Below are 20,677 nucleotides of genomic sequence, written 5' to 3' on the forward strand. Positions count from 1 at the left end.
GGCTTCGCTGGGCGTCCCGTCCCCGCGTCATCCGCTTCCGCGTTCCGGGACCAGTCCTACGCCTTGGCTGTGAAGGGCCGCAATAGCGCGTGCACGGTGGGCCGTTGGATCGTGACCCTGATGTGACCGGTTCCCGTGCGCGTACCGTCCCGGCGGCGGGATCCCTGCCCGCCGCCGGGACGGCCGTCACCGGCGGACCGCCCGCCGTGAGCTGTGCCTTCCCGGACGAGGAAGGCCGGCGGCGGTCCTGGCGACTCGGGCGCGGTCCGGCGCGAGCGTCGAAGCCCCCGTCCGCCCCTGTCGATCATCGCTCAACGAGGAGGTGCCAGAGCCGGATTACCCGCCCGTCGCGGGGCCGCATCCTGCCAATGGCATGAAGCGGCCAGGGCCCTCAGGCGGACGTGGCGCGGGCCAGAGTCCCGGTCTCTCCTTGATGCCGCTCTCGCACCGCTTCGCGGGCTTCGAGGCGGCTGCGCCGGCCTCCGGCGTCTTGGCCGCGTTGCCCCGGTCAGGCGGACGTGGCGCGGGCCAGAGTCCCGTCGGGGCGGCGGATGTAGAGGGTGACCTTGCCGTCGGAGCCGGTGGGGGCGGTGGCTGAGGTGGTGTCGGCGGTGACGGCGGTGAGGTGCCAGCCGGTGGCGGTGCGCAGGGCCTGGGTGAGGCCGCCGGTGTCGGTGGGGGCGTAGACGTAGAGGCGGGAGCCGAGGGCGAGGGGCTCGGGGCGGCCGGTGGTGGCGAGGCCGTCGACGAGCTCGGAGGGGCGCCAGGCGCCGTTGACGTAGGGCAGGCGCAGGACGGCGCCGTCGGCCTTGCGGACGACGAAGGCGTCCAGGGAGCCCTTCTGGAGGGAGACCAGGCCGGGGGCGGCGGTGATGCGGCCGGCGGTGGGGACCAGGGCCCAGGCGTTCCAGCGGCCGTCGACGAGGGAGGCGGTGACCAGGTCGCCGCCGACGCGGCCGATCAGGTCGATGCGACCGGGCTCGGAGGAGGCGGCGGCGGGGGCGGAGTCGAACCTGGTGCGCTCGTCGACCTGGTACCAGCCGCTCCAGGCACCGGCGGTGAGGGTGCGCTGGTAGAGCAGGTGGTCGGTGCCCAGGGCGAAGATGTCGAGTTCGCCGCTGGTGGCGGAGACCACGGCGGGGTCGTCCAGGACGTTTATGCCGGGGAGGTGGTGCCAGGTCCCGTTGTAGTACCAGATGGTCCGGTCGGTGGCGCGGGCGAAGACGTACGTGGTGCCCGAGTACGTGATCGCGCGCGGGCCGCCGGTGAACTTCACGCCCGGGCCGGGCGAGGGCAGGGACTTGAAGGAGGACCAGGTCGGGAGTACGTCGGCGACGACCGCCGCCGTGCCCGCCGAGGAGCCGATGGCGCCCTGCGGGGAGGCCACGCCCGCGGTGGGAGCGGTCGGCGTGGACTCGTCGGGCTGCTGGTCCTGGCGGCTGGTGGAGCCGGAACCGGAGCCGTTGTCGTCGCTGCCGCCGCTGGCCGCGGCCCAGCCGCCGAGCCCCGCGGCGACCAGCGCGGCGGCGGCCGCCGCGCCGAGCTTGACCCGGCGGCGGCGCACCGCGGCGGGGCCGGAGGCCCGGTGCCGGTGGCGGGGGGCGCCGCTGGGGGCGGGCGGGCGGCCGGTGGCCAGTTCCTCGGCGGTGGGCAGCTTGAGGCTGGTGTGGGTGTCGCGGGTGGAGTCGGGCGCGGCGCCGCGCACGAGGGGGACCGCGCCGCGGCGGCCGCCCTGGCCCGGCTCGTACGGCTCGTGGTCGAGGTCGACCTCGTAGAGGCCGGCTTCGGAGTGGTCGGGCCCGTCGTGCGGCGCGTCCACGTCGATCGGCGGCAGTCCGGCGAGCTGCGGGAGCATCTCGCGCAGCCGGGCGCCCATTTCACTCGCCTTGAGGCGGGAGGCCGGGGCCTTGGCAAGGCACTGGGAGAGCAGCTGCCACAGCTCGTCCGGCAGGTCGGGCAGCGGGGCGACGGACTCGGTGACATGGCGGCGCAGCACGGCGCCGGGGTGGCCGCCGCCGAACGGGGTGAACCCGGCGATGAGTTCGTACAGGACGGTGGCGAGGGCGTAGATGTCGACGCTGGCGCGCGGCGGCAGGCCCTCGATGATCTCGGGGGCGAGGTAGTCGGGCGTACCGATAATGCGCGTCGCGCGCGTGCGGCGCGGGGAGTCCACGAGCCGGGCGATGCCGAAGTCGGTGAGCAGGGCGGGCGGCGCGCCGCCGGGTCCGGGCGGGGCCGCGGAGTCCAGCAGTACGTTCTCGGGCTTGACGTCGCGGTGGACGATCCCGGCGGCGTGGGCGGCGGCGAGGCCGTCGGCGACGTCGGCGGCGATGGCGACGGCGGCCTCGGGGGAGAGGCGGTGCTCGCGCTCCAGGCGGGAGCGCAGATCGGTGCCGCGCACGAGGTGCATGACGAGCGCGAGGTCGCTGCCGTCGACGACGAGGTCGCGGATGCCGACGATGTGCGGGTGGTCGAGGGAGATCAGCGCGGTGCGCTCCTGCACGAAGCGGCCCACGAGGTCCTGGTCGGAGGCGAGGTCCTCGCGCAGCAGCTTGATCGCGACGGGCCCCTCGGGTCCCTCGCCCAGCCATACCGTCCCGGCGGAACCCCGCCCCAGCACCTGGTGGGCGGTGTACCGGCTGCCGATCTTCCGTGCCAAGGCTGCTTCGACTCCTCCGACGATCCGTCGTGTTGGCGACAAAGCTACGCGGATGAGAGCCGATTGGGGGAACGAGTCGGGGGTGACTGTGGGTTCTGCGGGGGAAATCACCCTCCGGAAGTCGACAAATCTCCAACATCAGGGGTGTTCAGGGGGATTCGGGGGCGCTTCCGGGGGTGTCACTGGGGGGCGTTACTGCCCTCCCGGGCCTCCGCCCGGGCCGGGGAGCCCGCTGGACGTGCCGCCCGTGGCATCGTCGATCGACGAGACCCAGCTCCACACGGTGCTGACCCAGTCGCTCACGCTGGCCCACAGGCCCTTGCCGGTGTTGAACCAGTCCTGGAGCGGGCCGACGTACCAGGCCAGCAGGAAGATGGCGACCAGGACGAGGATCACCGTGAAGCAGCCCTTGAGGCAGCCCAGGCCCGGGATCTTCATCGGGTTCGCGCTGCGCTGGCGCGGCTCCCGTCGTGGCGCCGGCTCCGCGGGGGGCGGGCGCTGCGGCTCGTAACGCTGGGGCTGGGGCTGCTGGTAGCGCGGCTGTTGCTGCTGCTGGGGCGGCGGCTGCGGCTGCCGGTAGGGCTGCTGGGGCTGTTGCTGTCGGGGCTGCTGGGGCTGCTGGGGCGGCTGCCCGTACGGCTGCTGTTGCTGCCCGTATGGCTGCTGCGGCTGCTGCTGCGCGGCCGGGGGTGCGGGCTGGCGGCGCGGGCGGCGGCGCAGCGGGTCCTGGTCGGGGTCGAGGTACTGGACCTCGGTCTGCTCGGCGCGGTTGCGGGCGGCGTTGAGCTGCGACTCCCAGGGGTGGGGGCCCTGCGGCTGCGCCGATGCCGGTGCCGTGTCGGGCATCGGCGGCATGACGCGGGTGCCGTCCGCCCCCGCCGCCGGGCCGACGGCGTCCGCGGGCAGCACGCTGGTGGCGGCGTTCGGGTCGTACGCCTGCTGCGCCTGGCGGGACAGCACCTGGGTCGGGTCGGCCGCGCCCGGCGGGACGAGCTGCTGGTCCGGGACGGTCGTCGGCTCCGGGTCGGGCCCGAGCAGCGCGGCGACGCCGAAGGCCGCCTCGGCGGCGCTGGGGCTCGCGTGCACGCCGATGCCCGAGGCCACAACGCGTAGTGCGCGTGCCAGGTTCTCGGCGCTGGGGCGCTCCTCGGGCGACTTGCGCAGGCAGCGTTCGATGACCGTCCACAGGGGCTCGGGGACGGTGGACGGGCGGCGGGGCTGCTGGCTGAGGTGCATGTGCAGCACCTCGATGGCGCTGTCGCCGCGGAACGGCGCATGGCCGGTCAGCAGCTCGTACATTAGGATTCCGGCGCCGTAGATGTCGACGGCCGAGGTCTGCGGGTGGCCCTGCGCGGCCTCGGGTGCGATGTAGGCGGGCGTGCCGACGAACTCATGCGTACGGGTGACGCCGGGGGAGTCCGCGAGCCGCGCGATGCCGAAGTCGGTGAGCATCGGGTGCATCTGCGCGTTGCCGTCGGGGCCGGTGACGGTGGCGAGCAGGACGTTCGCGGGCTTGAGGTCGCGGTGGACGACGCCGTCGGCGTGGCTGGAGGCGAGCGCGTCGGCGACGGCGGCGGTGAGCAGGGCGGTGGCGACCGGGCTGAAGGGGCCGTTCTCGCGCAGGTAGCGGTAGAGATCGGGGCCGTCGATCAGGTCCATGACCAGGGCCAGCAGATCGCCCTCGACGACCAGGTCGCGGACCTTCACGATGTGCGGGTGCGAGAGCCGGACCAGGACGGACCGCTCGCGCAGGAAGCGCATGACGATGTCGGGGTCGCTCGCGAGCTCTTCCTTGAGCACCTTGATCGCGACCGTCTCGCCGGTGTCGCGCACCTGGGACCGCCATACGGTGCCCGTGGCGCCGCGTCCCAGCGGCTCCTCCAGTACGTATTTGCTGCCTACCGGCCGCACGATCTGCGCTCCCTGGTCAATGGGCTTTCCGGCTCACTCTAGTGCCGTGGCATGAGAGCGTCGCGGCTTCCCGCACGGCACGGGCTTGGGTGTAGGACGCGGGGTACGGTCGCCTGGTTGCCTGTTTACGCCTGGACATGATCATTTGCGTTCGCCGATGATCATTGAAGGAGGGACCGGCGGCGGCTTGTCAGTGCCTAGTGGGAGGATGCGGTGCTGGGGTGTCCTCGCGGACACCGCAGCGTTCCCGGGCAGACCCGAGCAGGAGAAGGGACGCGAACGCCGATGCAGATCCGGCTGACCGTTCTCGGGCCGCGCAGCGGCCGCGCGGCACGCTCCAACGACGTGCTCGTCACCGCGCCCGCGGGCACGCCGCTCGGGGCGGTGGCAGGCGCGCTGGCCTCCGGCTCCGGCTCCGGCCAGCCCGCGCGCGCCTCGGGCTCCACACCCGCGCTCTACGCGGGGTCCGAGCGGCTCGACCCGGCCGTCGCCGTGCTGGGCGTGCCCCCGCTCGTCGACGGGGCGGTGCTGTCCCTGCACGCCCCGGCCGAGCAGCACGCCGGGCCCCGCCCCGGTACACCGTCGGCCGCGCGGCTCCATGTCGTCGGCGGGCCCGACGCGGGGGGCGTCCACCTGCTCCAGGGCGGCCAGGCACGGATCGGCCGCTCCGCAGACGCCGACGTGGCGCTGGACGACCCCGACGTATCCCGGCTGCACTGCGCGGTCACGGTCGACGACGGGGGCCGGGTCACCGTGGTCGACCTCGGCTCCACCAACGGCACGCGGGTCGCGGGGCGTTCGGTGGACGGCCGGGGCGCGCTCTTCCCGCCGGGCGGCCTGCTGCGCATCGGCGAGTCCGCGCTGCGCCTGGAGCCCTCCCCGCCCGGTTCGCCCGTGCCGCCCCCGCCCGCCTCCATCCCGGCCATCCCCGACGGCGACGGCCACCTGCGCGTCTCGCTGCCGCCGATGGGATGGTCCGACCGCGTACCGGCCCCCTCGGCCTCCTCAGCCCCGTTGCCGCCCCCGCCGCCCCGGCCACCGGTGCCGCTCGCGCCACCGGTGCCGCCTGCCGAGCCGCCGGTCAGCCCGGTCGGCCCGGCCAGGCCGTACGACGCCGGGGCGGAGGCCACCCGCGTCGTACGGCTGCCCCAGCCGCCGCGCACCGCCCGCGCCGTGGCCGAGGCCATAGGTGCCTGGGCCCGCAAGCTGGCGGCGGGCGGCGCCGGGCGTCCCGAGGCAGCCCAGCCGGTGAACCCGGCCGACGCCGCCCGCCACGCCGCCGAGGCCGACGCCCTGCGCGAGCGCTGGCCCGACCCGGCCACCGTGCTGCTCACCGCCCTGGGCCCCGGCCCCCGCCTGTGGGAGCGCTGCCCCGGGCACCCGGACGCCCTCACCGTCCGGCTCGGCACCGCGGACCTGCCCGCCGAGGACGGCTTCGGCACGCTGCCGTCCGTGCCCTTCACCATCGACCTGCGCGACCCGCACACGTACGTACTGGGCCTGGCCGGCCCCCGGCCCCGGCTGTCCGGCCTGGCCCGCGCGGTGCTGGCCCAGCTCTGCGCGCTGCACTCGCCCGGCGCCCTCGAAGTCGTCCTCATCAGCGCCGACCGCGGCCGCCCCGCCGAGCAGCGCGCCGACGAGTGGGCCTGGCTCAACTGGCTCCCCCACCTGCGCCCCGTCCACGGCCAGGACTGCCGCCTCCTCACCGCGCTGGACCGCGAACAGGCCGAGGCCCGCACCGCCGAGCTGGTCCGCCGCTGCGAGGAGGGCCCCCTCGGCCCGGGCTGGGCCGCCGCCGATCCGGAGGCCGTCACGGCCGCGGCGGAGCGCCGCGAGGGCCCGCACACCCTGCTCGTGGTCGACGGCGACCCCGGCTCGGCCTATCTGCGCGAGGCGGTCGGCCGCATCGCGGCGGCCGGGCCCTCCGTGGGCGTGCACGTGCTGTGCCTGGCCGAGACCCCGGACCGGCTGGCCGCCGAGTGCGGCGTCCTCGCCATCCTCGACGGTGACGTGGCCACGACCCTGCGCATCGAGCCCAACGGCCCCGACCGGCTGACCCTGGACGCCGTCTCCCCGGCCTGGGCCGACCGCTTCGCCCGCGCCCTGGCCCCCCTGCGCGAGGGCGACGCCGCCCTGCCCCGCCAGCGCACCGCCCTCCCGGCGGCTGCCCGCCTCCTCGACGAGCTGGACCTCGCGCTCGCCACCCCCGCCAAGATCACCGCCCGCTGGGACGGCGGTGGCGGCCCCACCCCCGCCGCCGGTGCCGCCACCGCCGTCCTCGGCGCCGGACCCGACGGCCGCGTCGTCATCGACCTCGCCTCCGAGGGCCCGCACCTCATCGCCGGCGGCGCCCCCGGCTCCGGCAAGACCGAGCTGCTCCGCTCCCTCGCCGCCGCCCTCGCTGCCTCCGAACGCCCCGACCGGCTCTCCCTCGTCCTGGTCGACGGCGCCGGCACCGAGCGCGGCGAAGGCCTGCGCGTCTGCACCGACCTGCCGCATGTCTCGACCTACCTGTCCGCCTCGGACCCCCTGCGCATGCGCGAGTTCGCCCAGGCGCTGGGCGCCGAGCTCAAGCGCCGCGATGTCCTGCTGGACGGCGGCGACTTCGGCGGCTGGCACGCGCAGCGCCGCGCGGCCGCCCTCGTCCCGCGCCAGGGCACCGCCCGGGAAGCCCACGAAGCCCAGGAGACGGCGGACGGCCGCAAACCCTCCGTCCAGGGCGCCGTGAAGACCCAGACCCGCACCGCCAACCCGCTGCCCCGACTCGTCGTCCTCGTCGACGACTTCGATGCCCTGGTCGCCCCCGCCCTCGGCAGTACCGGCCGCCCCGCCGCCGGCTCAGTCGTCCGCGCCCTCGAAGCCGTCGCCCGCGACGGCGAACGCCTCGGCGTCCACCTCGTCGCCACCACCGGCCGCCCCGAGCGCACCGCCGGCACCGACGCCGACGACGCCGCCCGCCTGCGTATCGCCCTGCGCACCGAGGACCCCGACGCCGCGGCGCTGCTGGTGGCCGTCGACGACCCCGCCGCCCTCGACGACTCCCTCCCCGGCCGCGGCTACCTCCGCCGCCCCGGCGGCGCCGTCACCCCCTTCCAGACCGGCCGCATCAGCGCCCGCATCCCCCGCACCGCCACGCTGCGCCCCACCGTCGTCCCCCTGGAATGGGACCGCATGGGAGATCCCCCCACCCGCCGCCCCGTCCGCGAGCTCGGCAACGGCCCCACCGACCTCGCCCTGCTCGCCAGCGCCCTGCAGCGCGCGGGCGAATCCGCGGGGGCGGAGCCGGCACCGCCGCTGCTCTGACCCCCGGGCGCACGCGCGGCCTGAAGCCGGCGGCCAGCCGGTACGCTGGGGGCGTGGCAGTCGTGGATGTATCCGAAGAGCTGAAGTCCCTCTCATCGACCATGGGGTCGATCGAGGCCGTCCTGGACCTCGACAAACTGAGGGCCGACATCGCCGTACTCGAGGAGCAGGCCGCGGTGCCGTCCCTCTGGGACGACCCGGAGGCGGCGCAGAAGATCACCAGCAAGCTCTCGCACCTGCAGGCCGAGGTGCGCAAGACCGAGGCCCTGCGCTCCCGCATCGACGACCTCGAAGTCCTCTTCGAGCTCGCCGAGGGCGAGGACGACCCGGACACCCTGGCCGAGGCCGAGGCCGAGCTGGAGTCGGTGAAGAAGGCGCTGGACGAGATGGAGGTCCGCACCCTCCTCTCCGGTGAGTACGACGCCCGTGAGGCGCTGGTCAACATCCGCGCCGAGGCGGGCGGCGTCGACGCCGCCGACTTCGCCGAGCAGCTCCAGCGCATGTACCTGCGCTGGGCCGAGCGCCACAACTACTCCACCGAGGTCTACGAGACCTCCTACGCCGAAGAGGCCGGCATCAAGTCGACCACCTTCGTCGTCAAGGCCCCCTACGCCTACGGCACCCTCTCCGTCGAGCAGGGCACCCACCGCCTCGTGCGCATCTCGCCCTTCGACAACCAGGGCCGCCGCCAGACCTCCTTCGCGGGCGTCGAGGTGCTGCCCGTCGTCGAGTCCAGCGACCACGTCGACATCGACGAGACCGAGCTGCGCATCGACGTCTACCGTGCCTCCGGCCCCGGCGGCCAGGGCGTCAACACCACCGACTCCGCCGTGCGGATCACCCACATCCCCACCGGCATCGTCGTCTCCTGCCAGAACGAGCGCTCCCAGATCCAGAACAAGGCCAGCGCCATGAACGTCCTCCAGGCCAAGCTCCTTGAGCGCCGCCGCCAGGAGGAGCAGGCCCTCATGGACTCCCTCAAGGGCGACGGCGGCAACTCCTGGGGCAACCAGATGCGTTCGTACGTCCTGCACCCCTACCAGATGGTCAAGGACCTGCGCACCGAGCACGAGGTCGGCAACCCCCAGGGTGTCCTCGACGGTGACATCGACGGCTTCCTCGAAGCCGGCATCCGCTGGCGCAAGCAGCAGGAACAGGCCGCCCGCGGCTGATCCGGGCCGGTAACTGCCCGTAACGTAAAACGCTGACTGCCGCCCACAGGGGCGGCAGTCAGCGTTTCAACGACGGTTGACGACTCAGACGGCGGCGGCCTCGTGCACGGCCCAGACCACGGCCAGCAGGGCCACGAGCAGGGCGAGCAGGGTCGCGGGCGTCAGGGCGGCGAAAGGGTTGTCCTGGTGGAGGCGGGCGCGCTCGGCACGGCACACGGAGCAGCGGCCCTCGCTGACGGGGCCGGCGCAGTTGGCGCACACCAGATGATCGCAGGTCATGCGGCTCCTCCTTCGTACGTCCAACGCGTCAGGGGCCCCGCGGGTTCCCCTGGGGAACCGGGGGTTCCTCGGGCCCCGTTTCACCTTGTTTCCCTTCCACTGTGCCAGGTTCCGGGGCGTTCGGCGCGGCCCACAGGGGGACCGGCGGTTTCGCAGAGTGAGATATGAGGCCAATGCCTGATTCGTCCCCTCATGACCGGTGAATAAACCCACCAACCACGGACGCGGACTGCGCTTGTGCGCGCGGTTCGCGTAAGGTCGCCTCCGTTCCCCTGTAACCGGAGTGCGAACCGTGATCCGATTCGACAACGTCACCAAGACCTACCCCAGGCAGAACCGTCCTGCACTTCGGGATGTTTCGCTTGAGATCGAGAAGGGTGAGTTCGTCTTCCTGGTGGGCTCCTCGGGCTCCGGGAAGTCCACCTTCCTGAGGCTGATCCTGCGCGAGGAGCGTACGGACACCGGCATGGTGCATGTGCTGGGCAAGGACCTGGCACGGCTGTCCAACTGGAAGGTGCCGCAGATGCGCCGCCAGTTGGGGACGGTGTTCCAGGACTTCCGGCTGCTGCCGAACAAGACGGTGGCCGAGAACGTGGCCTTCGCGCTGGAAGTGATCGGCAAGCCGCGCGGGACGATCCGCAAGACGGTCCCCGAAGTGCTGGACCTGGTGGGTCTGGGCGGCAAGGAGGACCGGATGCCGGGCGAGCTGTCCGGTGGTGAGCAGCAGCGCGTGGCGATCGCCCGGGCGTTCGTCAACCGCCCCATGCTGCTGATCGCGGACGAGCCGACCGGAAACCTGGACCCGCAGACCTCGGTCGGCATCATGCGGCTGCTGGACCGGATCAACCGCACCGGGACCACGGTGGTGATGGCCACCCACGACCAGAACATCGTCGACCAGATGCGCAAGCGCGTCATCGAGCTGGAGAAGGGACGCCTGGTGCGCGACCAGTCGCGTGGCGTCTACGGCTACCAGCACTGACAGACTGCAACTGACCGACCAGTAAAGGGACATCATGCGCGCCCAGTTCGTGCTCTCGGAGATCCGCGTCGGTCTCCGGCGCAACCTCACCATGACCTTCGCGGTGATCATCTCCGTGGCCCTGTCGCTCGCCCTGGCCGGCAGCGCGCTGCTCGCCAACAAGCAGGTGAGCTCGATGAAGGGCTACTGGTACGACAAGGTCCAGGTCTCGATCTTCCTCTGCAACAAGAACGACGCGAAGAGCGACCCGAACTGCACCAAGGGCGCGGTCACGGACGCGCAGAAGGCCGAGATCAAGTCCGAACTGCAGAAGCTCTCGGTGGTGGAGACGGTCTACACCGAGACCGCCGAGCAGGCGTACAAGCACTACAAGGAGCAGTTCAAGGACTCCCCGCTCGCCGACTCCCTCACGCCGGACCAGATGCAGGAGTCCTTCCGGGTCAAGCTCAAGGACCCGACGAAGTTCGAGGTCGTCGCGAGCGCCTTCTCCGGCCGGCCCGGCGTCCAGGAGGTCCAGGACCAGCGCAAGCTCCTGAACAACCTGTTCAACCTGCTCAACGGTATGACGTATGTGGCCTGGGCGGTCGTGGTGTTCATGCTCATGATCGCGCTGCTGCTGATCGTCAACACCGTACGCATCTCGGCCTTCAGCCGCCGCCGGGAGACCGGGATCATGCGGCTGGTCGGCGCGTCCAGCTTCTACATCCAGATGCCGTTCATCATGGAGGCGGCATTCGCCGGCATCGTCGGCGCGAGTCTGGCGAGCGTCATGCTGCTCATCGGCCGCTATTTCCTGATCGACCACGGCCTGGCCCTCTCGGAGAAGATCACCCTGATCGACTTCCTGGGCTGGGGAGATGTCATCAAGGTGCTGCCGCTGGTCTTTGTGGCGGGTGTGCTGATCCCGGCGTTCGCCGCGTTCATCGCCCTGCGCAAGTACCTCAAGGTCTGATTCCGGACTTTCCGGATCCGGACGAGCGCTTGGCCTAGACTGCCCGTCGTGCTCAGACCGTTGATGTCCGGGAAGCCCCGCCGCTTCGGCCGCGGGGCAGTCCTGACATTGCTGTTCGGGGCCGTGCTCGCCACCGGTGCCGCCACGGGTTCCTGGGGCGACGCCGCACCCGCCGGGCAGCGCAAAGCGCAGCCGAGCACCCGGCTCGCGGACACCGACGAGATCGCCAAGGCCATCGACGACGGCAAGGTCGGCCCGGAGGCTGCGGAGGAGCTGGTCAGTCGCAGCGGGGACCGCTGGTCGGCTTTCTACACGGCCCAGGAGTACGAGGGTTTCGAGCAGTCCCTCGACGGCCGGTATGTGGGTGTCGGACTGTGGGTGCGGCGCAAGGAGAGCGGCCGGATAGTGGTCGCCCGTGTGCAGAAGGACAGCCCCGCGGCCGGCGCCGGCGTCAGGGCCGGCGACCAGTTGCAGAGCATCGACGGCAAGGAAGTGACGGGCCGGCCCGTCACGGAGGTCGTGTCCAGGCTGCGCGGCAGCGGCGCGGCGGGTACGGCGGTACGGCTGGTGCTGCGCCGCGGGGACCGGGCCTGGGGCGCGGATCTGCGGCGGGCGCTGCTGCCGGCCGAGACGGTCACGGTGCAGCATCTCGCGCACGATGTGACGGTCGTCAAGATCGACGCCTTCACCAAGGGCGTCGGCCGGCGGGTCCGTGAGGCCGTGCGGGGCAGCGCGGGCGGAGTCCTGCTGGACCTGCGCGGCAACTCCGGCGGGCTGGTGACCGAGGCCGTGAGCGTGGCCTCCGCCTTCCTGGACGGCGGGCTGGTGGCCACGTACGACGTCCACGGCAAGCAGCGGGTGCTGTACGCCGACGATGGCGGCGACACCGAGACGCCGCTGGTCGTCCTGGTCGACGGCGGCACCATGAGCGCCGCCGAACTGCTGACCGGGGCCCTGCAGGACCGGGGGCGGGCCGTGGTGGTCGGGACCCGCACCTTCGGCAAGGGGTCGGTGCAGATGCCGAGCCGGCTGTCGGACGGATCGGTCGCCGAGCTCACCGTCGGGCACTACCGGCTGCCCGCCGGGCGGGCGGTCGACGGGCGCGGGGTCGAGCCGGATGTCGCGGTCGCGGCGGGCGAGGACGCCGAGGCGGAGGCCCGTGAAGTATTGAGTGGCCTCGGGGCCCCGTCGTAGTGCGAGAATAGCCACGCTATGGCTAAAGAGACGGGTCGCAAGCTGATCGCGCAGAACAAGAAGGCGCGGCACGATTACCACATCATGGACACCTTCGAGGCCGGTCTGGTGCTGACCGGCACGGAGGTCAAGTCGCTGCGCCAGGGCCGCGCCTCCCTGGTGGACGGCTTCGGGCAGCTGGACGGCGGGGAGGCGTGGCTGCACAACGTCCACATCCCCGAGTACACCCAGGGGACCTGGACCAATCACACGGCGCGGCGCAAGCGCAAGCTGCTGCTGCACCGGGCGGAGATCGAGAAGCTGGTCCAGAAGACCCAGGAGAGCGGTCACACCATCGTGCCGCTGGCCCTGTACTTCAAGGACGGGCGGGCGAAGGTCGAGATCGCGCTCGCGAAGGGCAAGAAGGAGTACGACAAACGGCAGACCCTGCGGGAGAAGCAGGACCGCCGGGAGACCGACCGCGCGATCTCGGCCGTTAAACGACGTGAGCGCGGGCGCTGACGGCTGTATCATGGTCCGAGCAGCCGTCGACATGTTGGATGTCGCGGTCGCAGATTGAAAAATCAACATGGGGATGATCGGTTTCGACTGGGGATGTCGAGGCAGAGGAAGCGAGCCGAGGAAGCGGCAATGATCTCGTTAACCATATGTCGCAAAAAAATAATCGCCAATTCCAACAGCGATAACTCCGCTTACTCTCTCGCTGCCTAATTAGCAGCTAGAAGCAAGCTCTAAGGAGCGTCAGCCCGGGAGTGTTCCCGACCCGGTTCCTGGCGTCAACTAGGGAACTAAACCACCAGACCCGGTCACGGGGTCGGGTGGGAAACCAAACAGTGACTGGGCCCGTCGGCGGCTTGTCCGCGTGACTGCCGGGGCCGAGAAAAGCACAGCGGACTGCGCTCGGAGAAGCTCTGGTTCCGCACCACAGGACGCGGGTTCGATTCCCGCCATCTCCACTCATCCCATGTACGACGAGGGCCCTGCCGACACCGGCAGGGCCCTCGTCGTTTGTCCAGCGTCAGCGCCAGCCGCCGTCGAGGTGGCGGTGCACGGCCACGTCGGGTGCGAAGTGAGCGGTGGCGACGGCGTCCGCGAGGACCGTCTTCACCTCGGCGGCCAGGCCGTCGGCCTGGGCCTTCAGATCGGTGGCGGAGGCCTTGGAGTGGGTGAGGGCGTCCAGCCTGCGGTGGATGTCGGCCAGCTTGTGCTGCGAGGCGGCGTTCAGGGTGAAGGCACGCGGGGTGCTGACCACGAACTGGTACGCCCCGGCCAGGGTCTGGCAGCCGGTGCAGCTCTTGTTGACGGCATCGCTGAGGTTGACCGCGTTGAGGTGGGTCTGGTGGCCCGCCACCGTCACGATCTGGAAGGACAGGGCGACCGACCGGCAGTGGTCGTCGACCGAGCAGCCGGCCGAGACCGCGTTGGCCTGGTTGCGCACCCCGGTGGCGATCGCGGTGCCGTACTGGTGGACGGTGAAGCTGTCCTTGACCACGGTGTGGTGCGCCCGGTTGGCCAGGGTGCTGACGTGGTCGTTGGCCACGGCGACCCGGGCGAAGGACGAGCTGGGCGCGGCGGCCTGGGCCGGGGCGGCAGCGGCGGCGGTCGCTATTCCGGCGGTCAGCAGGCCGAGCTGGACGACTTTGCTGGTGAGCGGATTCCGGCTGGGCCGGGGCTTTCGATGGGTCATGCGGGTCTCCTGTGACTGTGACTGTCTGATGGTTTACGTGGCGGCCGGTTCGGGCGCCGCGCTGCTCGCGCTCGCCGACGGGTCCGTGCTGGGCGAGGCCGGCGGATCGGACGCCGGGGCGGACGAGGCCGGTGGCGGCGGTTCGGACGCCGCCGGGCTGCTCGGGGCGACGGGCGGCTGTGTGGCGGCCGGGCTGCTCGCGGCGGCCGGCGGCTGCGACGCGGCCGGGCTGCCCGAGGCCGAGGCGGCGGGGGAGCCGGAGACCGACGCCCCGGGCGAGGGGCTGAGCCCCGGCGAGGGCACGATGGCCCCGGGGCCGGTGACCAGGGTGGAGGTCGGCGAGGCGGAGGCCGAGGGAGCGGGGGAGTCGGCGTCCCGCGCCGGGTCCGGGGCGGCGGACACCCCGGGCTGCAGGATCGGCGCGATCGGCGGCTTGGGCGGCAGCGGCTTGGGGGTGACCCCGCTGACCCAGGCGTAGCTGAGGCCGGACATCCCGGCCAGCGCCAGGGCGCACAGGGCGACCCGCAGCCGCGGCTTGCCGTTGGTGGAGCGTACGGCGGTACGGATCAGCCGGCCGCCGAGCCGGATGGAGAGGTAGATCATCCCGGCCAGCGGGAAGACCAGCATCACGCTGCCGACGGTGCCGGCCAGCCCGGCGGCGATCTGGCCGTCCGCGAAGGCGGACCAGGTGCCGGTGAGCTGCTCGGTCAGGGACCGGATGCCGGTGGTGATGATGCGGGGCAGATTCCACAGTGCGTAGCCCAGCTCGCCCAGCAGCAGCGGGACCATCGTGAGCACCCAGACGGTGACGATGACCCGGGCGGAGCGCCTGAGGTCGGCGACCTCGGGACGGACCGGGCGGCGGGGGATCATGCTCAGCAGAATCGGCTTGATCTTGCCGAACAGGTCGGGCACCCCGGCCAGATCGCCCAGGATGTAGTACCCGTCCAGCCGGACGGCCGGCATCAGCTGCTCCAGCACCTCGAAATGCGCGATGTAGACGGCGGCGAGAAAGAACTCCTGGCCGGTCAGGAAGTACCCGGCGGCCAGCCCCAGCATGAAGACGACATTGAAGTAGATGCCGCCCAGGTCGGTGCGGATCCGCCCGCCCCGGCCGATCCGGTAGACGTCGGTGACGTCGGTGTACATGGACGGCCAGATCAGGAACAGCCCGCAGCCGATGCAGCCGGGTTTCGCCCCGCCGTAGGTGCATGCGGACGCGTGGCCGAACTCGTGGAAGGCCAGCGAGGCCACCGTCAGCCCGAAGACCACCAGCAGCAGCACCGGCTGGTCGATGACCTGGAGCACCGGGTCCATCGCCCCGAAGAACCCGAAAAGCCAGACATCCAGCGCGACCGCCGACAGCAGTACTGCGGCGACCGCCAGCGGACGGTGCAGCCAGGCCAGGGAACGCGCGATACGGGCCACCCGGCGCTCGTTGAAGAGCACCCGGTGGCCCTTGAGAGCCAGCAGCAGGTCCGAGCGCGGACCGTCTACCTGGTCGTCCTCCTGCCCGAACGGCACGGTGACCCCGAGCGGTTCGAGCTTGTTCTCGATCAGGTAGGCGATGTTCTCGGTGCTGAGCTCACGTCCGAAGCGGCCGCTGACCCGGTACGAGATGGTCTCGATGTCCCGGATCCCGTCAATGGCGTCCGCCACGAGATGGAGCAGCCGTGACAGCTGCACCACCTGCCCGTCCCCCCGGCGGGCGATGTACTTCGGCTCGTTGAAGCCGGACCCCTGGTACTCGCCGTGCAGCCGCAGCCCGGCGCTGAGCCGGGGGACGACGGCCCCGGCCCCGGCGCCGGACTGCGGCTGCGCCGAGGGCGGCTCCTCCGTGAGATCTTGGCAGGCCACGGCGAAGCCGCCCGGACCGGGTACCGGCAGATTGCCGGTGTCGTACGCGAGGGTCCGTTCCAGCCGCCCGCCGCCCTTGCGGTTGTGGCGACGGGCATGAGGACTGCGTTCCCGCTCGTCGTTTCCGAGCACCGTCATCTGTTCTCTCCCCCCGACTCTGGTCCCCCCGGACTCCCCCCTCCGGCGGGGGCCGCGCCCTCCCCTGGCGCGGCCCCCGCCGTCGCGGTTACTGCTTGACGATGATCGACTGGCTGGCCTCGGACTGCGCCGTGGCGAACGACGAGTGGTCGTTCAGGGCGGCGGACTCGTTGTGCGCCTCGATGTTCGCGATGTGCTTGGTGACGTTGACCGTCTTGGCGAAGCTGAACTTCAGCCGGCCCAGGGCCTCGCGGCCGGGAAGCAGCTCGGCGGCCTCGGCGTCGAGCTCGCGCGGGTCCATGCTCATGGTGAAACCTCTTTCGTTCGTTACGGGTGGGTGGTGGCGGCGGGCGCCGGGAACTACCGGGGATTACTGGTTGACGGTGACGCCCTGGTCGGCCACCGACTGGGCCACCGAGGCGAACGAGTGGTCGTTCAGAGCGGCGGACTCGTTGTGGGCCGCGACGTTCGCGATGTGCTTGGTGACGTTGACCGTCTTGGTGATGCTGAACTTCAGGCGGCTCAGGGCCTCACGGCCGGGGAGCAGTTCGGCGGACTCGGCGTCGAGCTCACGGATGTCGAGCATGAAAATTCCCCCTCAGGGATGGGCATTTCCGATCGGACGGAGGCAGGTTCCCCCCGGACTCTGTCCGATCTGGTCGGACGGTGTGTCCAACGAGATTGGACAGTAGTAGGGTCCGGACGCCCCGCGCAAGGGGGTTCCGTAGAATCGGTCTCACTCGGGCGAGTTCGGCCCGTCCGCGAGCGGGAAGCGACCATCAGTGGCCAACGCACTGCAACAGATCATGAGAGAGCGGCTGGACCGCCAGGGCTGGTCCTACGGCGAGGTCGCCCGGCGCGGCGGCATCCCCCGCTCCACCGTCCACCATCTCGCCACCACCGAACGCCTGGTCCGCATGCCCCAGCCGGCCACGCTCGAAGGCCTGTCCCGCGGCCTCGAACTGCCCCTGGACACGTTGCGGCGGGCCGCCGCCGAGGCCTGCGGCATCAATGTGTACGCGGACGCCAAGGAACCCGCGTCGCCCGTGTCGCCGGCGGACCCCGAGGTGGACCTGCTCATCGCCAGTGTCCAGAAACTGTCGTCCGACGACCGTCGGCATGTCGCCGCGCTCGTCGAGTCGCTGCTGGAGCGCGCGCCCGAAACGGACTGAGACGTCTCGCGGGCGGCTGTGGTTCCCGGGGCGGGTGAATACGGGAAAAGAATCCGGAATGGGTCGAACGGCCCAAGATCCGCGACTATCGTCCATTCCGCCCGAGGCGCGTGAGTGGCACGATCCCTCTGGTGGCAGGGGGAAAAGTGCTGGTCGTACATGGTGGAACCACCACAGCGGTCGTCCGGGGCCGCACCGGCGAGTCCGTCGTGCTCCTCTCCGGGGAGCTGCCCGACGTCCTCACCGACGCGAGCGTCGCCGAACTGCTGGACCTCGCCGCCGCGGTTCTCGGCGGCGAGGAGACGGAGCTCTTCCGGCGCTGCCTCGCCACGCTGCGGCGCGGCGAGGGCCCGGCGCCGCGGCGGATCGAGGTGGACGGCGCGGTCCTCACGGTCTACGCCGACTGACGGCCCGGGCGCCCCCGGCGCTCACAGTGGGCGCAAGCGCCGGGTGAGAGCAAGGTTGCCCAGCGGTCACCTCGGGGCATCGTCCGGAAACGCACGGTTCCTACTGTCGTGGACAGACACCCGACATCATCTGTCAGTAGGGCCTGGAGGCGTCATGAGTGCCGCGACCGCTACACGCAAGGGGGGCCGCTGGATCGAGCAGTGGGACCCGGAGGATGAGCAGTTCTGGGAGAACGGCGGAAAGCAGACCGCCAACCGGAACCTGATCTTCTCGGTCCTGTCCGAGCACATCGGATTCTCGATCTGGAGCCTGTGGTCCGTCATGGTCCTGTTCATGGGACCGCAGTACGGAATCGACCCGGCGGGGAAGTTCTTCCTGGTGGCGACGGCGACCGCGGTGGGCGCGCTGGTCCGGGTCCCGTACACCTTCGCCGTGGCGCGCTTCGGTGGCCGTAACTGGACCATCATCAGCGCACTGCTGCTCCTGCTGCCCACGGTGGCGGCGGCGATCGTGATGAAGCCGGGGACGTCGTACACGACGTTCATGCTGGTGGCGGCGCTGACCGGGGTGGGCGGCGGTAACTTCGCCTCGTCCATGACCAACATCAACTCCTTCTTCCCGCTGCGGAAGAAGGGCTGGGCGCTCGGCCTCAACGCGGGCGGCGGCAACATCGGCGTGCCGGTGGTGCAGCTGGTCGGCCTGCTGATCATCGGGACGGCCGGGGCGACGCACCCGCGCATCCTCCTGAGCGTCTACATCCCGCTGATCGTCATCGCGGCCGCCCTGTCCGCGCTGAAGATGGACAACCTGGCGCCGGTGAAGAACGACACGGGCGCGGCGAAGGAAGCGGTGAAGGACGCGCACACCTGGATCATGTCCTTCCTCTACATCGGCACCTTCGGGTCGTTCATCGGCTACAGCTTCGCCTTCGGACTCGTCCTGCAGAACCAGTTCGCCCGCACCCCGCTGCAGGCGGCCTCGATCACCTTCATCGGCCCGCTCCTCGGCTCGCTCATCCGCCCGGTCGGCGGCCGGCTGGCCGACCGCTTCGGCGGCGCGAAGATCACGCTGTGGAACTTCCTGGCGATGGCCGCGGCCACCGGCGTCATCATCATCGCCTCCACACAGAAGTCGCTGCCGCTCTTCACGACGGCCTTCATCGCGCTCTTCGTGCTCACCGGGCTCGGCAACGGCTCCACGTACAAGATGATCCCCGGCATCTACGCCGCAAAGGCCCTCGCCAAGGGCCTGGAGGGCGAGGAGGCGGCCTCCTACGGGCGGCGGCTGTCGGGCGCCTCGATGGGGCTGATCGGTGCGGTCGGCGCGCTCGGCGGCGTCGGGATCAACTTCGCCTTCCGGCAGTCCTTCCTCACGGAGCACACCGGGACCCCGGCCTTCGTGTCCTTCCTGGCCTTCTACGCGGTGTGCTTCGCACTGACCTGGGCCGTATACCTGCGGGGCCAGGCGGCGGCGCCGGCGGAGTCGGTCCAGGCCGAGTCGAAGCCGCAGTTGGGCTACGCGCAGGTGTAGGCGGCGTAGCGGCGTAACACCGGCGAAATCCGGGCGAACTGCGTACGTCATGAGAGGTTGGCAGCATGCGGGCCAACGTCGAATCGATCGGACAACTGCAGAAGGTGGCGGGAAGCCGGGACGGCTTCCCGCCACTGCGCACGTGTGTGTACCTCCAGTGGAGTGGGGCAGAGCCATGCAAGACGCACAGCAGCAGCCCGCCGTGCTGCCTCTGGCCGGATTCACGGTCGGGGTCACCGCTGCCCGGCGGGCCGATGAGCTGGCCGTTCTGCTGGAGCGGCGGGGCGCGGCCGTGCTGCGGGCACCGGCCCTGCGGATCGTGCCGCTGCCGGACGACACCGAGCTGATGGCCGCCACCAAGCGGCTGCTCGACCTCTGTCCGGACATCGTCATCGCCACCACCGCGATCGGCTTCCGCGGCTGGATCGAGGCGGCGGACGGCTGGGGCCTGGGCGAAGCGCTGCTGGAGCGGCTGCGCGGCGTCGAACTGCTCGCCCGCGGCCCCAAGGTGCGCGGCGCGATCCGCGCGGCCGGGCTGAAGGAAGCCTGGTCACCCGCCTCGGAATCCATGGCCGAGGTGCTGGACCGGCTGCTGGAGCAGGGCGTCGAGGGCCGGCGGATCGGCGTACAGCTGCACGGCGAGCCGCTGCCCGGCTTCATCGAGGCACTCAAGGAGGCGGGCGCGGACATCGTCGGCGTCCCCGTCTACCGCTGGATGCCCCCGGAGGACATCGCACCGGTCGACCGCATGCTCGACGCGATCGCCGCCCGCTCGCTGGACGCCGTCACCTTCACCAGCGCCCCCGCCGCGGCCTCCCTGCTCGACCGGGCCGAGCGCCGCGGCATCCTCGCGGAGGTCCTGGACGCCCTGCGGCACGATGTACTGCCCGTGTGCGTCGGGCCCGTCACCGCGCTTCCGCTGGAGGCCCATGACGTACCCACCTACCAGCCCGAACGCTTCCGCCTCGGCCCGCTCGTCCAGCTGGTCTGCGCCGAGCTCCCCGGGCGCGTACGCCCCCTGCCCGTCGCCGGGCACCGCGTCGAGATCCGCGGCCACGCCGTCGTCGTCGACGGCGAGCTGCGCGCCGTGCCACCCGCCGGAATGGCCCTGCTCCGGGCGCTGGCCCGCCGCCCCGGCTGGGTCGTCCCCCGCGCCGACCTGCTCCGCGTCCTGCCCGGCGCGGGGCGCGACGAGCACGCCGTCGAGACCGCCATGACCCGGCTGCGTACGGCTCTGGGCGCCCCCAAGCTGATCCACACCGTCGTCAAGCGGGGCTACCGGCTGGCGCTGGACCCCTCGGCCGACGCGAAGTACGCCTCCGCGTAGTGCGGCGGACGGCCGCGCAAACTTTTTCCGGCTGGGCGGAAGACCTTCGTTTCGCGTACGGTTGCAGGCTGCCCCGCCGCGCGCGGAGCGAATGACGCACAGGCAG

General features: G+C 71.8%; 17 protein-coding genes and 1 other RNA gene. 11 read left to right on the forward strand and 7 right to left on the reverse strand.

The window, feature by feature from the left end; all coding sequences use genetic code 11:
- Positions 1-508: 508 nt before the first annotated feature.
- Positions 509-2,659, reverse strand: coding sequence for a protein kinase domain-containing protein (locus tag OG607_RS28630; RefSeq protein ID WP_405729503.1), 2,151 nt, complete (start codon positions 2,657-2,659; stop codon positions 509-511).
- Positions 2,660-2,851: 192 nt separating this feature from the next.
- Positions 2,852-4,570: a protein kinase domain-containing protein gene (locus tag OG607_RS28635; RefSeq protein WP_405729506.1), complete on the reverse strand. Its 1,719-nt coding sequence runs from the start codon at positions 4,568-4,570 to the stop codon at positions 2,852-2,854.
- Between the two features lie 285 nt (positions 4,571-4,855).
- On the opposite strand from OG607_RS28635, the gene OG607_RS28640 reads away from it, so the two are divergent.
- Both OG607_RS28640 and prfB read left to right on the forward strand, forming a co-directional pair.
- Positions 4,856-7,873, forward strand: coding sequence for an FtsK/SpoIIIE domain-containing protein (locus OG607_RS28640; RefSeq protein ID WP_405729509.1), 3,018 nt, complete (start codon positions 4,856-4,858; stop codon positions 7,871-7,873).
- Between the two features lie 53 nt (positions 7,874-7,926).
- Positions 7,927-9,045 (forward strand): peptide chain release factor 2, encoded by a 1,119-nt coding sequence (prfB, locus tag OG607_RS28645; protein ID WP_405729512.1) that lies wholly within the window; start codon positions 7,927-7,929, stop codon positions 9,043-9,045.
- 84 nt (positions 9,046-9,129) lie between these two features.
- On the opposite strand, the gene OG607_RS28650 is transcribed toward prfB, so the two are convergent.
- Positions 9,130-9,324: a hypothetical protein gene (locus OG607_RS28650; protein ID WP_405729515.1), complete on the reverse strand. Its 195-nt coding sequence runs from the start codon at positions 9,322-9,324 to the stop codon at positions 9,130-9,132.
- A 292-nt stretch (positions 9,325-9,616) separates the two neighbouring features.
- On the opposite strand from OG607_RS28650, the gene ftsE reads away from it, so the two are divergent.
- The 5 genes from ftsE (at position 9,617) to ssrA (ending at position 13,411) form a co-directional block, all read left to right on the forward strand.
- Positions 9,617-10,306, forward strand: coding sequence for a cell division ATP-binding protein FtsE (gene ftsE, locus OG607_RS28655; protein WP_018564091.1), 690 nt, complete (start codon positions 9,617-9,619; stop codon positions 10,304-10,306).
- Positions 10,307-10,340: 34 nt separating this feature from the next.
- A complete protein-coding gene (gene ftsX / locus OG607_RS28660) occupies positions 10,341-11,258 on the forward strand; it encodes a permease-like cell division protein FtsX (protein ID WP_405729518.1) in 918 nt (305 codons plus the stop codon).
- A gap of 63 nt (positions 11,259-11,321) precedes the next feature.
- Complete coding sequence (locus tag OG607_RS28665; RefSeq protein ID WP_405737115.1) at positions 11,322-12,452, forward strand: S41 family peptidase; 1,131 nt, start codon at positions 11,322-11,324, stop codon at positions 12,450-12,452.
- 18 nt (positions 12,453-12,470) lie between these two features.
- Positions 12,471-12,953 carry an SsrA-binding protein SmpB gene (smpB, locus tag OG607_RS28670; protein WP_329317507.1) on the forward strand — a complete coding sequence of 161 codons (483 nt, stop codon included), beginning with the start codon at positions 12,471-12,473 and terminating at the stop codon, positions 12,951-12,953.
- Between the two features lie 69 nt (positions 12,954-13,022).
- Positions 13,023-13,411: a transfer-messenger RNA gene (gene ssrA / locus OG607_RS28675) on the forward strand.
- Between the two features lie 59 nt (positions 13,412-13,470).
- Here the strand turns inward: ssrA and OG607_RS28680 are convergent.
- The 4 genes from OG607_RS28680 to OG607_RS28695 all read right to left on the reverse strand — a co-directional run bounded on the left by OG607_RS28680 (position 13,471) and on the right by OG607_RS28695 (position 16,720).
- Positions 13,471-14,139 (reverse strand): hypothetical protein, encoded by a 669-nt coding sequence (locus OG607_RS28680; protein ID WP_405729521.1) that lies wholly within the window; start codon positions 14,137-14,139, stop codon positions 13,471-13,473.
- Positions 14,140-14,172: 33 nt separating this feature from the next.
- A complete protein-coding gene (locus tag OG607_RS28685) occupies positions 14,173-16,134 on the reverse strand; it encodes a hypothetical protein (RefSeq protein WP_405729524.1) in 1,962 nt (653 codons plus the stop codon).
- Positions 16,135-16,222: 88 nt separating this feature from the next.
- Positions 16,223-16,441 carry a hypothetical protein gene (locus tag OG607_RS28690; protein ID WP_329317510.1) on the reverse strand — a complete coding sequence of 73 codons (219 nt, stop codon included), beginning with the start codon at positions 16,439-16,441 and terminating at the stop codon, positions 16,223-16,225.
- A gap of 63 nt (positions 16,442-16,504) precedes the next feature.
- Complete coding sequence (locus tag OG607_RS28695) at positions 16,505-16,720, reverse strand: hypothetical protein (protein ID WP_405729527.1); 216 nt, start codon at positions 16,718-16,720, stop codon at positions 16,505-16,507.
- Between the two features lie 220 nt (positions 16,721-16,940).
- Between OG607_RS28695 and OG607_RS28700 the strand changes: the two genes are divergently transcribed.
- The 4 genes from OG607_RS28700 (at position 16,941) to OG607_RS28715 (ending at position 20,571) form a co-directional block, all read left to right on the forward strand.
- The gene (locus OG607_RS28700) at positions 16,941-17,306 is read left to right on the forward strand and encodes a helix-turn-helix domain-containing protein (protein WP_405729530.1); all 366 of its coding nucleotides are present in this window, start codon (positions 16,941-16,943) and stop codon (positions 17,304-17,306) included.
- 131 nt (positions 17,307-17,437) lie between these two features.
- Positions 17,438-17,713, forward strand: a complete 276-nt coding sequence (locus OG607_RS28705) for a hypothetical protein (RefSeq protein ID WP_405729533.1) — start codon at positions 17,438-17,440, stop codon at positions 17,711-17,713.
- Positions 17,714-17,867: 154 nt separating this feature from the next.
- Positions 17,868-19,244 carry a nitrate/nitrite transporter gene (locus OG607_RS28710; RefSeq protein WP_405729536.1) on the forward strand — a complete coding sequence of 459 codons (1,377 nt, stop codon included), beginning with the start codon at positions 17,868-17,870 and terminating at the stop codon, positions 19,242-19,244.
- A 175-nt stretch (positions 19,245-19,419) separates the two neighbouring features.
- Positions 19,420-20,571 (forward strand): uroporphyrinogen-III synthase, encoded by a 1,152-nt coding sequence (locus tag OG607_RS28715; protein ID WP_405729539.1) that lies wholly within the window; start codon positions 19,420-19,422, stop codon positions 20,569-20,571.
- Positions 20,572-20,677: the final 106 nt, after the last annotated feature.

Origin of the sequence: Streptomyces sp. NBC_01537 (genome assembly GCF_045040445.1) — a bacterium.
In the GTDB taxonomy this organism is placed as follows: Bacteria; Actinomycetota; Actinomycetes; order Streptomycetales; family Streptomycetaceae; genus Actinacidiphila.

Excerpts from the sequence above, each read along its gene's own strand:
- OG607_RS28640 (WP_405729509.1), top strand. The coding sequence starts at position 4,856 with ATGCAGATCCGGCTGACCGTTCTCGGGCCGCGCAGCGGCCGCGCGGCA.
- OG607_RS28650 (WP_405729515.1), bottom strand. The coding sequence starts at position 9,324 with ATGACCTGCGATCATCTGGTGTGCGCCAACTGCGCCGGCCCCGTCAGC.
- ftsX (WP_405729518.1), top strand. The coding sequence starts at position 10,341 with ATGCGCGCCCAGTTCGTGCTCTCGGAGATCCGCGTCGGTCTCCGGCGC.
- OG607_RS28665 (WP_405737115.1), top strand. The coding sequence starts at position 11,322 with ATGTCCGGGAAGCCCCGCCGCTTCGGCCGCGGGGCAGTCCTGACATTG.
- smpB (WP_329317507.1), top strand. The coding sequence starts at position 12,471 with ATGGCTAAAGAGACGGGTCGCAAGCTGATCGCGCAGAACAAGAAGGCG.
- OG607_RS28680 (WP_405729521.1), bottom strand. The coding sequence starts at position 14,139 with ATGACCCATCGAAAGCCCCGGCCCAGCCGGAATCCGCTCACCAGCAAA.
- OG607_RS28685 (WP_405729524.1), bottom strand. The coding sequence starts at position 16,134 with ATGACGGTGCTCGGAAACGACGAGCGGGAACGCAGTCCTCATGCCCGT.
- OG607_RS28690 (WP_329317510.1), bottom strand. The coding sequence starts at position 16,441 with ATGAGCATGGACCCGCGCGAGCTCGACGCCGAGGCCGCCGAGCTGCTT.
- OG607_RS28695 (WP_405729527.1), bottom strand. The coding sequence starts at position 16,720 with ATGCTCGACATCCGTGAGCTCGACGCCGAGTCCGCCGAACTGCTCCCC.
- OG607_RS28700 (WP_405729530.1), top strand. The coding sequence starts at position 16,941 with ATGAGAGAGCGGCTGGACCGCCAGGGCTGGTCCTACGGCGAGGTCGCC.
- OG607_RS28710 (WP_405729536.1), top strand. The coding sequence starts at position 17,868 with ATGAGTGCCGCGACCGCTACACGCAAGGGGGGCCGCTGGATCGAGCAG.
- OG607_RS28715 (WP_405729539.1), top strand. The coding sequence starts at position 19,420 with ATGCAAGACGCACAGCAGCAGCCCGCCGTGCTGCCTCTGGCCGGATTC.